This is a genomic window from Sphingobacterium sp. ML3W (assembly GCF_029542085.1).
Lineage (GTDB): Bacteria > Bacteroidota > Bacteroidia > Sphingobacteriales > Sphingobacteriaceae > Sphingobacterium.
This window is the reverse complement of the sequence record NZ_CP107036.1, coordinates 2,211,543-2,227,510: the sequence shown is the minus strand read 5'-3', so window position 1 is coordinate 2,227,510 and position 15,968 is coordinate 2,211,543. Positions and strand designations below refer to the sequence as shown.

Here is a 15,968-nt window from a genome sequence, read left to right as displayed (position 1 = left end):
ATTTTGAATATAGTTGTTTTTTTGAATTTTTATTTTGGAGCAAGTGATCTGTGTCGTTCTATTTCTTTCTGGTACTGATTGAGGGTGCTGGTTGGTCATATTTATAGGTAGAGCAGCCTATTTTTGAAGTATTACAGTAAGGGCATCTCATTGTATGGATGAAATGCGGTTTACCGAAGTTATTTGGCTTTCTACCGACTGTTTTTGGTTGTCTATCTATTTCTGCTGGTTAGCGTGTAATGAAAATCCGAGGTTTGTTGTCATCAATATATAAAAATGAGCATTGCTGCCCTAATTGATGATATAAAGATTTACATGATGAAACCACAGAAAAATAAATCGTTGCTATTTTCCATTATTATAATTCTCGTCTTTGCTTGGGGAACTGTTTCTGCACAATCTGGAGAGGGAAAGCTACACGCCGTTGTTGTTGGTCCGGATGATGGGCCGCTTGGTGCGGCCAGTATCTCACTGTTGCGGAGTCCGGGGGATATTCCGTTGAAAGGGACATTGTCGAAAGAGAATGGAGGAATTGAGTTCGTGGAGGTACCTAGTGGTAAATATATGATACAAGTTTCAGCAGTAGGTTATACAACCTATCGCTCTACCGAAATCGCATTGAAGTCGGGGGCCATTATGTCTTTGGATACCATTCGCCTACAGGCGGAAACACGAGTTTTGGGCGAGGCTCAGGTCGTTGGTCGGAAGCCGTTAATTGAAAGTCAAATTGACAAGATTGTACTCAATGTAGAGAATAGTGTACTGGCAACCGGAAACAACGCATTGGAACTCCTGCAAAAAGTTCCCGGTGTGACTTTGGATAATAAAAAAATTAACCTGCGCGGTAAAAGTAATGTAATTATTATGATCGACGGAAAGCCTACTTACCTCTCTGCGGATGAAGTTTCCAGACTGTTGGAGAATACGGCGTCAAATTCAATCGCTTCGATTGAAGTCCTTACCAATCCGCCGGCGAAATATGACGCCGCCGGAAACGCTGGTATTATCAATATCAAAACCAAAAAAAATACACAATTCGGCAGTAACGTTAGCTTGAACCTCAATCTGGGACAGGGAAAATACACGAAAGGTGATGGCGGTTTTCTGCTCAACCATCGCAACAGTTGGGTAAATCTGTTTGCTTCATATAATTACCAGAATAGTTTAGGCTTTAATGATTTAACGATCGATCGTTCTGTCAGGGATTCAATCGGGACAACCTATTTCAATTCGGATTCCTATTCGAAATTTCGTTATCGAGGACATAACTTTAAATTCGCTGCGGATTTTAACCTTGGTAAACAAGAAGTGCTTGGCTTTGTCGTCAACGGTAATGTGAGCAATGGTAATTCTACACGACAGGGAGATAATTTAATCGCTTCGGAAAAAGGTAAATTGGATTCAGTTGTACAGGGAAGCAACTTTTCGGATTTCACCTATCACTACTTGGCTTACAACCTCAATTACAAAAAGACATTCGATACATTGGGAACTGAACTGACAGCGAATGCAGATTATTCTTATTCCAAAAATAACGATAACAGCACAGTGAAAAACCGTTTCTTAGATCCAAATTGGACGGAATTTAAAATGCCAAAGATTTTTCGAAATGACATGTTGTCCAATACCAAAATTTTAGTTTTCAAAACAGATTTTGTTCATCCCTTTGACAAAACAACAAAACTCGAAGCGGGTCTGAAATATAGTCGTGTGAAAACAGATAATATTTTGATCTATGAGGATCAAAATACTGCAGGGGAATTTGTGCGAAACGAAAAGCAGAGCAATCAGTTTTTGTATAACGAAGATATCGCAGCAGCATATTTTACGCTGAATAAATCCTTTGGAAAGTTTTCTGTGCAAGCCGGACTCCGTGTTGAAAATACCAGCTCATTGGGCAATTCAGTAACCTTAGGACAGCAGACAGAACGTAATTATACTGATTTCTTTCCAACGGTATTTATACAACAACAGATCAATGATAATCACAAACTTGGTCTAAGCTATAGCCGAAGAATAGACCGTCCGGATTATGGTGCGTTGAATCCTTTTATCTACTACCTGGATCAATATACCTATCAATATGGTAATCCCTATTTAAATCCACAATATACCAACTCCTATGAGCTGAATTACACCTTTAAGGAACGTTATTTGTTGAGTCTTGGCTATAAGAGAACCAATGATGCGATCACGCAGGTAATAGAGAGCAATTCTGAAACCAAGGCCATCGCACAGACGGACCGGAATCTGACCTATTTCGATTATTATAATATGAATATCAATATACCAGTTAAAGTGCTTAAATGGTGGACTACTTCCAACAACTTGACTGCATTTTATAGCAAATATAATTTTGACGAGCGCTCAGGTGCCCAGCGTCAGCTGGAAAAGTTATCTTTTCAGGTGAGCTCCAATCATGATGTCCGTATCGGTGAGACAACCAATGTGGAGCTGACCGCTAATTATTTCTCACCGGCTGTCTATGGTGTCTTTAGTTTTAAATCTTACTATGGAATCGATCTCGGAGCAGGGAAAACTTTTCTTGATAAAAAACTGAATGTGAAGCTAGCGGTGAATGATATATTGAATACAAGAGGACAACGGAGATTAACCAGTTCGCAGGAAAATGGGTATTATCGCATTCGTAATGGACACGATAGTAGAGTGGTGAGGTTGTCTCTTTCTTACCGTTTTGGAAACGTCAATATTAAGTCGGTGAATAAGCGGGCTGGAGATAATGATGAGGATAACCGTTTGAAAAAATAGCAGCTTGGTCGGGTATTTGTTTGGCTCAACTGGCGATATATAAAAACAAGAAGAGCATTCCATCAGGAATGCTCTTCTTGTTTTTATATATTAAGCAATATTAGCTTAAGAATAGGATCTCTCTCAATTTTGGAAGAGGCCATTTTTTATCGTCAACGATTTTTTCCAATTTGTTTACATGGTAACGGATCACATCAAAATATGGTTTTACCGATTCATCATAAGCGATTGATCGCTCACGTATATCTTCGATCTGATTTGCTTTTTTACGCTCTTGACGCATAGCTTCTGCTTGTTCCAAGATTGTGTTTACATGTGTCGAGATACGTTCTACGAAATTCAATTGTGAGCTAAATGCTGCTTGAGCCAGACCTAAGTCTTTCAGGCCTTTTACATTTTCGATCAATTCGTTTTGATAGATGAAACATGCAGGGGCAATTTGGTTATTGACCATCTCTTCGATAACACGAGCCTCGATTTGAAGTTTCTTGTAGAAATTTTCCAACAAGATCTCATGGCGAGCTTCTGATTCACGTCTTGTGTAGATACCCATTGCTTCAAACAAAGCCAATGACTCTTCTTTTACATAGACATCCAATGCCTTAGGAGTAGATTTGATGTTTGAAAGACCACGTGCTTCCGCTTCTTTTTCCCACTCTTCGCTGTATCCATTTCCTTCAAAACGGATCGCTTTAGAATCTTTAATATATTTGCGGACAACATTTAAGATCGCAAGATCTTTCTTCGTGCCTTTTTTGATCTGTTTGTCTACTTCTATTTTGAACTCATTTAATTGTGCAGCAACGATGGCATTTAATACCGTCATTGGAAGGGCAGAGTTGGCAGAAGAACCTACAGCGCGGAACTCGAACTTATTACCTGTAAATGCGAAAGGTGAAGTTCGGTTACGGTCCGTGTTATCCAATTTCAATTCTGGAACTTTAGGGATACCGTGCCACAAGTTCGCTTCAGCTTTTACTTTCTTGGCTACACGAGCTGATTCAACTTCTTCCAATAATTCGTCTAATTGAGAACCTAAGAAGATCGAGATAATTGCTGGTGGCGCTTCATTAGCACCTAAACGGTGGTCATTGCTTGCACTTGCAATAGATGCGCGCATTAAATCTGCATTCTCAAATACCGCTTTGATGGTATTGACAAAGAATGTCAAGAACATTAGGTTATTTTTAGGTGTTTTGCCTGGAGACAATAGATTAACACCAGTATTGGTAATCAAAGACCAGTTGTTGTGTTTTCCAGAACCGTTGACACCAGAGTATGGTTTTTCATGTAACAATACTTTGAAATTATGTCTCAAAGCAACTTGCTCCATCACATTCATCAACAATTGATTGTGGTCAATTGCCAAGTTGATCTCTTCGTACATTGGCGCGCACTCAAACTGCGATGGTGCCACCTCATTGTGACGCGTTTTTAATGGAATGCCTAATTTTAATGCTTCGTTTTCTAAGTCAACCATATACGCTAATACACGCTCTGGAATCGCACCGAAATAATGGTCTTCTAATTGTTGGCCTTTAGCAGACATGTGACCGAATAAAGTACGTCCAGTCAATTGAAGGTCAGGACGTGCATTGTATAAAGAAAGGTCAACTAAAAAATACTCTTGCTCAATACCAAGAGAAGCGTTTACTTTCGTGATTGATTTATCAAAATATTGTGCAACTTCAGTTGCTGCTTTATCAACAGCATTGATTGCTTTTAATAAAGGTGCTTTATAATCTAATGATTCACCAGTATAGGAAACAAATACAGTAGGGATACAAAGTGTTTTACCTGCACCAGTTTCGTAGATAAATGCTGGCGAAGATGGATCCCATGCCGTATATCCTCTCGCTTCGAATGTATTACGGATACCACCATTAGGGAAAGATGAAGCATCTGGCTCTTGTTGAACTAAAGCATCTGCCGTGAATTTTTCGATTGCTTCGCCATTTTCATCAGGCTCGAAAAATGCATCGTGTTTTTCAGCTGTCGAACCTGTTAAAGGTTGAAACCAGTGTGTGTAGTGGGAAACGCCATGATTAAGGGCCCAAGTTTTCATCGCTTGCGAAATGTGCTCAGCTAAATCTCTTGAAATAATCTGTCCCTCTTCTATGGATGCAACTAACTCCTTGTATGAGTTTTTAGGAAGGTAGTCTTTCATTTTGTTTACGGAAAAAACGTTCTTTCCGTAGATGTCAGTTGCTTTTTTAGTTTCAACTTTTTCAAATTGTGCAATCTGGCGTGAGCCCGCTGCCTCTACTGCTTTGAATCTTAGGTTCGACATTTGTATTTTATAATTAAATTACAGTTTTGTTGATTTTGTTTTTCAAAAATATTGTGTTTTTGCGGAAAACTGAAATTTTTTTTGATTTTTTTTTACAAAATGCATCTTTGAAACCGGTTTTTGGTTAAAAAAAATAGGTAGATTTGGGTAAATCGACCTATTTTGAGTGTTTTTAGTTGTAATCAAGTCCCCAGTCTATTCCTTTTAAGGTAGCCGGTACTCCTTTCTTCAACCAATTTGCCGCAGGGGCTCCTTTTAGGTAGTGATCGAAGAACTGCTGTTCACGAATCTGTATATCTTTTCTGTTTTGTCGTTGAATCAAATTATGTTCATCGCCATTATAGTTCAACATCCAGACCGGTTTGTTTAACCGACGCAATGCTGTAAACATTTCGATACCTTGGTACCATGGCACAGCACCATCATTATCGTTGGCCATAATAACAACAGGCGTATTTACCTTGTTCATGTGAAACAGGGGCGAATTCTCCAAATAGAGTTCGGGCGCCTCCCATAAGGTTTTTCCGATTCGGCTTTGCGTATGCTCGTACTGGAATTGACGTGACATACCCGACTGCCAGCGTATTCCTCCATAAGCCGAAGTCATATTGACAACTGGTGCTCCGGTCCATGCTGCAGCATACATATTGGTGCGTGTGATCAGGTGAGCTACTTGATAGCCGCCCCAGCTTTGTCCCTGAATGCCCATTTTTGTGCTGTCTACCCAGGAGTTTTGTGCTAAATGACGCATCCCCGAATTGATATATTCCTCTGCTGACTTTCCAGGGTGCCCGGTTTCATAACTGATATTTGGTGCAAATACCAAATACTCGTTGCTTACGAAATAGGGAATATTTAGTCGCGATGGGGTAGGAGCAGGTGGTTGGTAGGTATAAAGGCCATCTGACAGTTTCTCGTAGAAATAAGCAATGATGGGGTATTTTTTTGCTGGGTCAAAATTTTCAGGTTTGTATAGAATGCCTTCCGCCTGATGCCCTGCTGGTGTGGTCCAATGCACAAGTTCGGCGGTACCCCAGTTATAGTTTGCCTGTTGTTTGTTAATATCGGACAGTTGCTGTTCATCCTTGAACTTGATACTATTGATATAAACGTTGGGCGAATTGCGATAGTCTTCCTTACTATAAAGGATCGTTTGTTGATCAGCAGAAGCATTTATGTTTCTAAATGTTTTTGGTTCAACAAAAAGACTTTTGGGATCATTGTGCTGCCCTTTGAATTGATAAAAACCAGATTCTTTGGTTTTATTGTCAAATGATGTCAGGAAGCCCCCTTTCTTGTAGTCCAGCGTCAATGGCTGATCACGGTCTTCATCACGTCGTAAAGGAAGGTAACGGAATGTCGTTTGGGAGGCAGCACCATAGCCGTTAGTGAGAATGGATTTATTGGATCCATCCAGATTAAAATACCAGATGTCATAACGTGAGTTGAGGTATACACCTTTGTAATCAGCGCTCCATGCCGCCATGCCATATCCCTGTGCTGCTGTAGGCATATCATTCTCCTCATCGGCAAAGGACGCCGGGATACCTTCGTTTAATACGACCTTCCTTTTAGAGTTAATCTGGTAAGAATTCCATGTCCCTTTCTCTTCGTCGAAATAAACGATATATTTTGCATCTGGACTCAGGGCTACATTTCCTGAGAAGTTGGAAAGGATTAATTCCCGTTGACCAGTTCTTGTTGAGACCAGGAAGATATCTTCTTTTGTGCCACCTTTCCATTGACTTTCGATCCGCTTGCCAAAATCTGTGCGTGCCAATATGTACTCTGCGTTTCCATCTGCTGTCAGCGTAGTGGAATTGAAGGTCTCATCCGTGAGAGGGATAACCGTACGATTGTTTTTTGGGTAGGTAACCGCCAAGAAATTTTTGGAAAGATCTTTTTTTAGGTTGACCAGTTGCATGGGTTGTAAGTAGTCATCCTGCCAGCCCCATACATCGACTTTGGCATGTTCAAAATCAACTAATGTCGTGTCTTTGACACGGGGGATAGGAGCGATACCAAAAAAAAGCTTTTCACCATTTTTGCTGAATCGGATATTTCCATCTCCGCTGACTGCCCAGTTTTTGGGAATGCCCGTGCTATTTTTCGTCGCTAAGTACTGGGCTGTATCTATGCCGTTGGTATAGTAATAGAGGTTATAGTTTTTAATCAGTGCTTTTTCCTTGGAGAGATCACCTAAGTAAGCCAGTTGATCACCCGTTTCATCAAAACTGAAATTTTTGTATTCACCTTTGCCTGTTGATATTTTTTTTAGGTTTTTGGATGCTATATCATATAAATAGACTCCAGATTCCTTAGAAAGGCTGTCTTTTGTGTCAGTTTTCTTAGAAAAGACAAGTTTTGTTCCATTTTTGTTCCATTCATATTGATCTACTAAGGAGAATTGGACTGAATCGCCAGAATTAAGATCATATAAAGCTAATGTAGCGACAGCTTTCTTCTTTTTGTCGTTGCTATTTTTCTTGTTTTGAGTAGTGTCTGCCGGATTTTTGGATGAATTTATCTTTTCATCCGCTTGTTTATCAAATAGGAAGGAAACAAAATTGTTGTTTTGCTCCGCAACCTTATAGGATTTTACTTGTGCAAATTTAACAAGCGAAGAGCTGGTTAAATTATAGATTGCTAAGGAATCTTTAGGCAGATCCTCCGTTTTTTTCTTTTTGATTTTTGCCTCACGTGTTACAGCAAATGGCGCTTTGATTAAGCTGATCAAATGATTTTCTGTATCGGTCAGTTTTCCATTATAGCCCCGTGGAATCTGGATCAATTCTTTGTTTTCTTTCGTTTTCAGGAACAGTTGGCTATCTCCTTCTTGTGGAGCAACCTGAAAGAGTACAAATTTACCGGATTTACTGATATAGGGAGATGATATGCTTTGCCAGCTATCATATACCGTATGGTCCACTGGTTTCTTTTGTGCGTGAACAGCTAAGGTCGCGAGAAAACAGAATGGGATACAGATATTTTTCTTATTCATGTTTAAATTCTTTTGCTGCAATTTATCTATAAAAAATAAAAAATCGTTGATTTTTTGGTATATTCATTGTTACGTAAATATAAAAAACTGATTATGAAATCATCATCTATTATTGTTTCTGTTATCGTGAGCGTCGCAGTGTTGCTTACTGCATGGATCTTGGGCAATGCATATCGGTATAAATATAAATCCACACAGACAATTACCGTCAACGGCAACGCAAAGAAAGATTTTGAATCTGATTTGGTAAAATGGAATGCAACATTCAGTAGGAAGAACTTTGAATTAAGTGCAGCTTCGGCGCAATTGGCAACAGATCGCGATCTCGTACGCGACTTCTTAGTGCAACAGGGGATTAAAGTAGATGAAATTCGTTTTGAGGCCGTGAATATCGCTAAAGATTTTGAATACCATACCGACGGAAAGGGAAACGGTTATAATACATTTTCGGGTTATACCCTGTCACAAACAGTAAGTGTGGAATCTAGGGATCTGAATAAGGTGGACAACGCGTCAAGAGAGATCTCAACATTGATCTCGAAAGGAATAGAGCTGAGTTCGAGTACTCCAAATTATTATTACTCTAAACTGGAGGATTTGAAACTGGAATTGATCTCTCAAGCATCGAAAAATGCACACCAACGTGCCGACAATATTGCTAAGGAATCGAATGCGGGATTAGGTAGTCTGGTGAAAGCCGATCTGGGAATTTTTCAGATAACTGGTCAAAATGATAACGAAGAATACTCGTCGGGAGGGGCTTTTAATACAACTTCACGTAAGAAAACAGCGAATATAACGGTTAGAGCTAGTTTTTTGAGTAATTAAGAAAAATTATTTGACTGTATTTCAGTACACTATTGAATTTAAGTAGAAATTTGTTTAAAAAGTTTTCTCTTTTTCAATAAAAAACCTACTTTTGCATCATCCCAAACGGATATGCCCGGATGGCGGAATTGGTAGACGCGCTGGTCTCAAACACCAGTGGGAAACCGTGCCGGTTCGACTCCGGCTCCGGGTACAAAAACCCTCTTTACTTAAGTAAAGAGGGTTTTTTTTTGTGCTTTATCAAAGGAATAGCTCGAGAGAGCCAGATCCATAGCTGTAAACTTAATAAATCTTGTGTTCGTCCCATTTACAGCAGGGCACAATTTTAGGAAGCCCTTATCTTGATTTTAGGAGAAGGTCATATTCATGTGAGCTTCTTCTTAAGCGCTAATTTCAAGCTTATAGCCTTTACCACGTATAACAACAATATTGATCCTTGGATCAGGCTCCAATTTTTTTCTCAGTTTTGATATAAACATATCCAGACTGCGCCCTACAATAACACCTTCATCTTCCCAGATCTCTTTTTGCAACCGGCTTCTCATGATAGTTTCGTTTGGTGATGACGCAAAAATGAGCAGCAGACGGGCTTCAGTCCCTGTGAGGTCTATCGTTCTGTCGTGGATAATCAGTTGTCTTTCTTTTGCATAGAACAACACTGAGCTTAGGTTGAATATCTTGGTCGACTGGTCTTTAGCCGTAGTTTTTCGCGACTTTACAGCTCTCAAAAAAATAAATCCAACAATAGCTAAGATGGGGAGACTACCCAGCAAATAGCTGTTTTTTGTTGTATGTATTCCTGTAGTTTTGAATTTAATGTTGATCATGTAACAGGCACTAGGTTGTACTCTTCCTATACATGCGATAATATCATCTTTTTTATTTTTGGATATGGAATAGCTGTAGGCCACATTGGAAGTGCCGCATTTTAGAACACGAACAATATAATCGACAGCGAAGGGGTCTTTTGCTAGCAGACGTCGGGTAGTATTCACTAAAGAATCCGGCTGAAAACTGAGGTCATGCTCAAACCTGATCTGATATTCATTTTCCGCAACCTTTTCTATAGGGAGCACCCTTGATGTACTGTCACCAGCCTGTAAGAGTAATTCGTGTCCGATTCTGCGAAGCAAAACTTCCCTTTTTGCGAAATCAAAGTCGTCGGTACTGTTGAGGCTAAAAGAACCGAAGACAATAGAAATAGACAGGAGCAGCAAGGATCCATATACATATCTACTTCTCAATTTGAACAGTTTTTCCCTATATAACATGCTATTTACGATTTATTTACAAAGTTTGCATTTTTATTTACATTCCAAATTCCTTAAGCTGAAAAATACCAAAGTAATTTAGCCGTATCAACTCTGATACAAGATGAAAACTAAAAAAACTGTCTTATGGCTCGTGCTGATATGGCTGTTGGGAATGCTTAATTTCCACCTATGGACTCGGCAGAAAAACGATATCCGTACTGTCGTATATCAGCTTAATATTAAAAAAAACGAATTGTTTTGGAAAGCGCCGACCTAGCTTCGCTTTGACGTATTACTAATTATACGGGTTGATAATATATCGGTTGAAAAAAATAAATTATAAAAATAAAAGAGCAGATAGATCTAAAGGTGTTTCTGTTCATTAAACAAAAAAACATGAAATATATACTCATATATACGTTACTCTCTCTATTTGTCGCTAGTAATTGTAGCGCACAGTACAAAAAAACAGAACAAATAGGCAATATGCAGTCTGAAGTAGATCCTATTCCATTTGAAACCAGTAATATATCCTCTTTGCATGGGCCAAATAGTATTGTGCGTACGATTAAACAAGATCGAATGAGGAATATTTGGATGGCCTCATGGGAGGGTGTTTTTCGATATGATGGAAAATCGTTTGCCAATGTAACCAATAAAGTGAGTTCAGTACGTTTTTTTTCTGTGTTAGAAGATAAAAAGGGGAACTTTTGGTTTGCTTCTATCGGTTCGGGTGTTTACTATTACGATGGAAAATCCTTTCTAAATTTTACAAGCAAGGATGGTCTTGCCAGTGATCGGGTGACAACTCTTTATGAAGATAGATTCGGTCATATTTGGTTTGGCTCCGATAATGGGGTAAGCCGCTACGATGGAAATTCTTTTCAAAATTTTAAAATGAAGGAAGGGGCTGTTGCGAGTAACAGTGATTCTGTCCACGTGACCATTTACCAACAGCAGCTTCCAGAAAATCATCCCATGCACAATGACGTGAATGCCATTATTGAAGATAAGTCAGGAAAACTTTGGTTCGGTACCAGGGGATATGCTTGCATTTATGATGGAAAGACATTTACGGTTGTAGTCAATAAAGAAGGAAAACCATTTGCAAATGTCCGCACAATAATCAAGGATAGAAAAGGTAATATTTGGCTAGGAGGCTATGATGGTCTTTGGCGTTATGATGGTCGCACATTTACCAATTTTACAAAGAATTTTGTTGGATATATCTACGAAGACAAAGGAGGTAATATTTTGACGAGCTCAGAAAGTGCTGATAAGAAAAGCTGGGTGCTTTCCCGTTATGCTGAGAAATCCTTGTCAAATGGGTATCCAACGGTAACTGAAATCGCAAATAAACCAATGATCTTTGGGATTTTAGAAGATGATAAACGCAATATTTGGTTTGGCTCACTAGATGGCGTGTATGTTTATGATGGAAAAATCATCACAAACTTTAAAGGGAAATAGAGTCTTTTTTCTTTGCTTATCCTTTGGTATTTTATTGCTATTTCTCTGCTTATTTGTTGCTGTTTCTTTGGTTATTTATTGCCATTTCTTTGGGTATTCATGGGTTGTTCTAGGCCATTTCTAGGCTAGTTCTTCGAGACTTCTTCGTACTTTCTAGGGGGCTTCCTTGGGACTGCTTTGCTGTTTGTTTGCTATTTCTTTGCTGTTTCTTTGGTATAATGGCAATAAAATAGCCTTCAAACGGCAGAGAAATGGCAAAGCAAGTGGTATGTTGTCCCAAGTAAAGTGATAAGAATGTTCGAATAAATGCTCGTAAAGTTGATGGAAAGATATATACAGCCTTTTTTTGTAGAAACCTTTTTTATTATGAGAATTCTTGTTTAAATTGGAAATACCAAATATAAACTTGGATGAAAGCAGTATTTTTATCTTTTGCATTATTCTGTTCCTTTTTTGCCTTGGGGCAAGATCGCTTTGTTTTGAAAGAAAAAAAGAAGGTTAGATTCCCGTTTCTATTTGTTCATAATCTGGTTATTATCCCCGTTCAGGTAAATGGGTATACGATGAACTTCTTACTGGATACAGGAGTCAAGGAGACCATGATATTCGGAGAAACCCTGAAATCGATTGATAGTGCAGTCTTCGTTAATAAGTTTCAGGGCTTGGGCAAGGACGAGGGGTTGGATGGTTATCTATCTGTCAATAATAAGGTTAGCGTTGCTAATGTATATGAGGATATGGATCAACCCATCTATATCCTTAAAAATGCACATATTGATATTTCTACCCGTATTGGGGTGGAGGTAAATGGCATTATGGGGAGCCGTTTTTTTAGTGATCACATTGTTGAGATGGATTTTTTGAAACACCGGATTACCCTTTACCAAAAGGGTGAGTATCCCAAAGGACTCGCAAAGATGCAACGTCTCCCGCTCGATATTTTAAATAGCAGACCGTATATCTCAGTTGCTTTTAATCAGGATTCCGCAGATATTGAAGGCCGTGTATTGATTGATATGGGTAATAGTGATGCGTTGATGCTTATTCCGTCTAAATTGACTGATTTTGCAATCAAACCTCCTTTTATTGACGACTACATCGGTCAGGGATTCAATGGCGAAATCTATGGGAAAAGAAATCGGATCAAATCCTTGGAACTGGGACCATTTAAGATGAATTATCCTTTGGTAGCCTATCCAGAATTGAGCTCTACACAACATGCAACTTTTGTGAATGAACGAATAGGTTCCGTTGGAAACGAACTCCTGCGTAGGTTTAAGGTGATTTTCGATTATCCCAATAATGTAGTTTATCTCCAAAAAAACAGAAACTTTGATAAATTCTATTACTTAAACATGAGCGGCCTTGAAATCATACATGATGGTATTAAATATGAGAAAGAGGAGGTACCTGTCTATTTAAAGAAAGATGGCGGGACAGAGATTCGTATGGACAATAGTGTACAGTATCGCTTTGTACTGAAAAATATGTATAAAATTGCAACTGTTCGGGCAGGTTCACCAGCAGCAATTGCCGGATTAAAACCGGATGATAAGGTATTGAAAATCAATGGGCGTTCGGCTTCTTCCTATTCTTTGGAAACTATTCATACGCTTTTCAAATCAGAGGAGGGTAAAGAAATTCGATTTAAGATCGAAAGAGATGGACAAATGATGGAATATACTTTCTTTTTAAAGGATCCATTACCTTTTAATGCAAATTAAATTTTGTAAAATTTGGAAAAGTGAACGAAACTTATTTACCTTTGCTGCCGATATTAATTTTTTAAACAATTTAAAGACGAAGAACTATGTTGGTCTCCAAGATTAAAACAAAAAGCGCTTTTGCAGCAAATGGATTTGCTGAAAGCATTCTTCGTGCTTTTCTTCACATATAACGTACTCGTTACGACATGAAAAAAAGCCCGAGGATCATTCGGGTTTTTTATTGCCTTCTATTTTCTCTTTAGCCAGCTTATGCGAGACACATTGTGACCGGCCTATGGCATATCGTATGGACCATTATGTGCATCAATGAAGATGGTTCGTAACCGTTTTGTTCATTATACAAAATACAAAGCTCTGGCAGCTGGCAAATAGCTATTCAAGAAAAAGAAAACCCGAATATTTAAATGGTCTATCCCTGAGATGGATAGGACAGTATATTAAGTTTTTTTTAAAAAGAATATGGGAAGTAAATTATCGGGGAAAGACCTTATTAAAATCGGTTTTCCACAGAATAATATAATGAATGTAGCCTTAGGGCTAATCACACGTTACCGAAGAGGAGAAAAGAAAGAAAACATCCTTTTGGAAGCAAAGAAGGTGCTCGAAGCGCCTGAAAAATTTAGAGAAGATGCTGTTTGGGCCAAGCTTGCTGAAGGTTTGATTCAACCGGTTGAGGCACGCAAGCAACAGCTCAGTAAGCAAATGGCGCCATTTACCATCTTTGGTGAAAATGAAATTGATGAGCAAGCCAAAAGGCAGTTGTATGAGGCCTTGAAGCTGCCTATAGCGTGCCAAGGAGCATTGATGCCAGACGCACACATGGGTTATGGTTTGCCTATTGGCGGGGTGCTAGCAACTGATAATGCCGTAATACCTTATGGAGTAGGTGTGGATATTGGCTGTCGAATGAGTCTGTCTATCTTTGACCTACCTGCGAGTTATTTCAAAGGGCGAGAATTCCAGTTGCGCAATATACTGAAGGAGAATACCCGATTCGGTATGTACGATACACATCGTGAGAAACAGGACCATGCTATTTTTAGCAGATCGGAATTTAAAGATATTCCTTTGTTGAAATCACTGTTGGATAAGGCTTATAGGCAGCTTGGAACTTCGGGTGGTGGAAATCACTTTGTAGAATTCGGTGTGGTTGAATTACATCAGGTTCGTTCCGAGTGGGGGATTAACCCTGGGGCTTATCTGGCGGTCCTGTCACACAGCGGATCCCGTGGCTTGGGAGCCAATATCGCTAAACAGTATACAAATTTAGCCGCAAAGCAATGCCCTCTACCACGTCATGTACAACATTTAGCCTGGTTGAATCTGGATACCCAGGAAGGTCAGGAGTATTGGCTAGCAATGAACCTAGCCGGTGATTATGCTCAAGCCTGCCATGAGGATATCCATAGGCGCTTGGCAAAAGCTTTGGGTGAACGCCCTGTGTTGACAATTGAAAACCACCATAATTTTGCGTGGCGGGAAATGGTCGATGGAAAGGAATGTATTGTGCATCGCAAAGGAGCAACCCCGGCAGGACAGGGAGAATTGGGAATTATTCCGGGATCTATGACCGCACCGGGTTTTATTGTTGAGGGGCGAGGGAATCCTTTGAGTATCCAATCGGCTTCACATGGTGCTGGACGTATAATGTCCCGCGCTGCCTGTAAAAGTAGCCTCACCAAAAGTGCCATGCTCAAAGAATTGGAAAAGCATGGTGTGGAGTTAATTGGTGGGGCGCTGGATGAAGCTCCACATGCCTATAAAGATATACATCGTGTAATGGGCTTGCAAAATGAGTTGGTTAATGTACTTGGGACATTCAGACCGAAGATTGTTCGTATGGATAAATAAGGCGGGATGGAAAAGTATATTTTAATTAGTTCAGGACGAGGTCCTAGAGAGTGTAATTTAGCCGTTCAACTGGTTTTGGAAAGAATACTGGCAGAAGCGGATCAATATGCCGTACAGATCGAGACAGTGGAAGTAGAGAAAATAGATGGGTTGCCGTGCTCAATTGTGTTAAAATTGACCGGTAGAGAAATCGGAGTATTCAGGGACCGTTGGATAGGTACAATCTGCTGGATTTGTCAAAGTCCTTTTCGACCAAACCATCGACGTAAAAATTGGTTTGTGGAGTTGAAGGACTGGTATCCGGCAAAAAGTGCAGCAAAACTGAACCTGAAAGATGTGCAATTCAAAGCCATGCGTAGCAGTGGTGCCGGGGGACAGCATGTGAATAAAGTGAGCTCGGCTGTCCGAGCGACCCATCTTCCTACGGGATTAATGGTGCAGGTAATGGATACTCGTTCCCAATTGCAAAATAGAGAAATTGCTGTTTTGCGTTTGGAAGAACAGCTGATGGCGCTTGAACAATTGAAAAAGGCTGCTGTGGAAAATCAGCACTGGATGGACCAAGTTGCTATTGAAAGAGGTAATTCAAAGCGTATATTCTTTGGACATAAATTTAAAGAACAATGATCATTTCTCCATAGACTAGAGATGGTGGCAATCTGAATTTCTTTGTATCGGTAAATAATCTGTTTAAGCCCTGGTCATCCATGATCAGGGCTTAATTTTTACCCAGACGTAGTGATTTCAGTCTATTAAGGGGTACGATAAGGGAGCATTTG

General features: G+C 39.6%; 9 protein-coding genes and 1 tRNA gene. 7 read left to right on the top strand and 3 right to left on the bottom strand.

Features of this window, described 5'->3' with window-relative positions; translation table 11 throughout:
• Positions 1–315: 315 nt before the first annotated feature.
• Complete coding sequence (locus OGI71_RS09485) at positions 316–2,769, top strand: TonB-dependent receptor (protein WP_282255171.1); 2,454 nt, start codon at positions 316–318, stop codon at positions 2,767–2,769.
• A 100-nt stretch (positions 2,770–2,869) separates the two neighbouring features.
• Here the strand turns inward: OGI71_RS09485 and OGI71_RS09480 are convergent, their stop codons facing one another.
• Both OGI71_RS09480 and OGI71_RS09475 read right to left on the bottom strand, forming a co-directional pair.
• Entirely contained in the window at positions 2,870–5,059 is a 2,190-nt protein-coding gene (locus OGI71_RS09480) for a glutamine synthetase III (RefSeq protein WP_120258147.1), read from the bottom strand.
• 172 nt (positions 5,060–5,231) lie between these two features.
• On the bottom strand, positions 5,232–8,060 hold the full coding sequence (locus OGI71_RS09475) for a prolyl oligopeptidase family serine peptidase (protein ID WP_282255170.1): 2,829 nt from the start codon (positions 8,058–8,060) through the stop codon (positions 5,232–5,234).
• A gap of 93 nt (positions 8,061–8,153) precedes the next feature.
• Here OGI71_RS09475 and OGI71_RS09470 point away from each other — a divergent pair, with 93 nt between their 5' ends.
• Together OGI71_RS09470 and OGI71_RS09465 are read left to right on the top strand one after the other, a co-directional pair.
• Positions 8,154–8,888 carry an SIMPL domain-containing protein gene (locus OGI71_RS09470; protein ID WP_120258145.1) on the top strand — a complete coding sequence of 245 codons (735 nt, stop codon included), beginning with the start codon at positions 8,154–8,156 and terminating at the stop codon, positions 8,886–8,888.
• Between the two features lie 113 nt (positions 8,889–9,001).
• Positions 9,002–9,081, top strand: a tRNA-Leu gene (locus OGI71_RS09465).
• Positions 9,082–9,268: 187 nt separating this feature from the next.
• On the opposite strand, the gene OGI71_RS09460 is transcribed toward OGI71_RS09465, so the two are convergent.
• Positions 9,269–10,132: a winged helix-turn-helix domain-containing protein gene (locus tag OGI71_RS09460; protein WP_282255168.1), complete on the bottom strand. Its 864-nt coding sequence runs from the start codon at positions 10,130–10,132 to the stop codon at positions 9,269–9,271.
• A 405-nt stretch (positions 10,133–10,537) separates the two neighbouring features.
• Here OGI71_RS09460 and OGI71_RS09455 point away from each other — a divergent pair, with 405 nt between their 5' ends.
• The 4 genes from OGI71_RS09455 (at position 10,538) to prfH (ending at position 15,816) form a co-directional block, all read left to right on the top strand.
• The gene (locus tag OGI71_RS09455; protein ID WP_282255167.1) at positions 10,538–11,611 is read left to right on the top strand and encodes a two-component regulator propeller domain-containing protein; all 1,074 of its coding nucleotides are present in this window, start codon (positions 10,538–10,540) and stop codon (positions 11,609–11,611) included.
• Positions 11,612–12,021: 410 nt separating this feature from the next.
• On the top strand, positions 12,022–13,335 hold the full coding sequence (locus OGI71_RS09450) for an aspartyl protease family protein (RefSeq protein ID WP_282255166.1): 1,314 nt from the start codon (positions 12,022–12,024) through the stop codon (positions 13,333–13,335).
• 462 nt (positions 13,336–13,797) lie between these two features.
• The gene (locus tag OGI71_RS09445; RefSeq protein WP_282255165.1) at positions 13,798–15,189 is read left to right on the top strand and encodes an RtcB family protein; all 1,392 of its coding nucleotides are present in this window, start codon (positions 13,798–13,800) and stop codon (positions 15,187–15,189) included.
• 6 nt (positions 15,190–15,195) lie between these two features.
• Positions 15,196–15,816 carry a peptide chain release factor H gene (gene prfH / locus OGI71_RS09440; RefSeq protein ID WP_282255164.1) on the top strand — a complete coding sequence of 207 codons (621 nt, stop codon included), beginning with the start codon at positions 15,196–15,198 and terminating at the stop codon, positions 15,814–15,816.
• Positions 15,817–15,968: the final 152 nt, after the last annotated feature.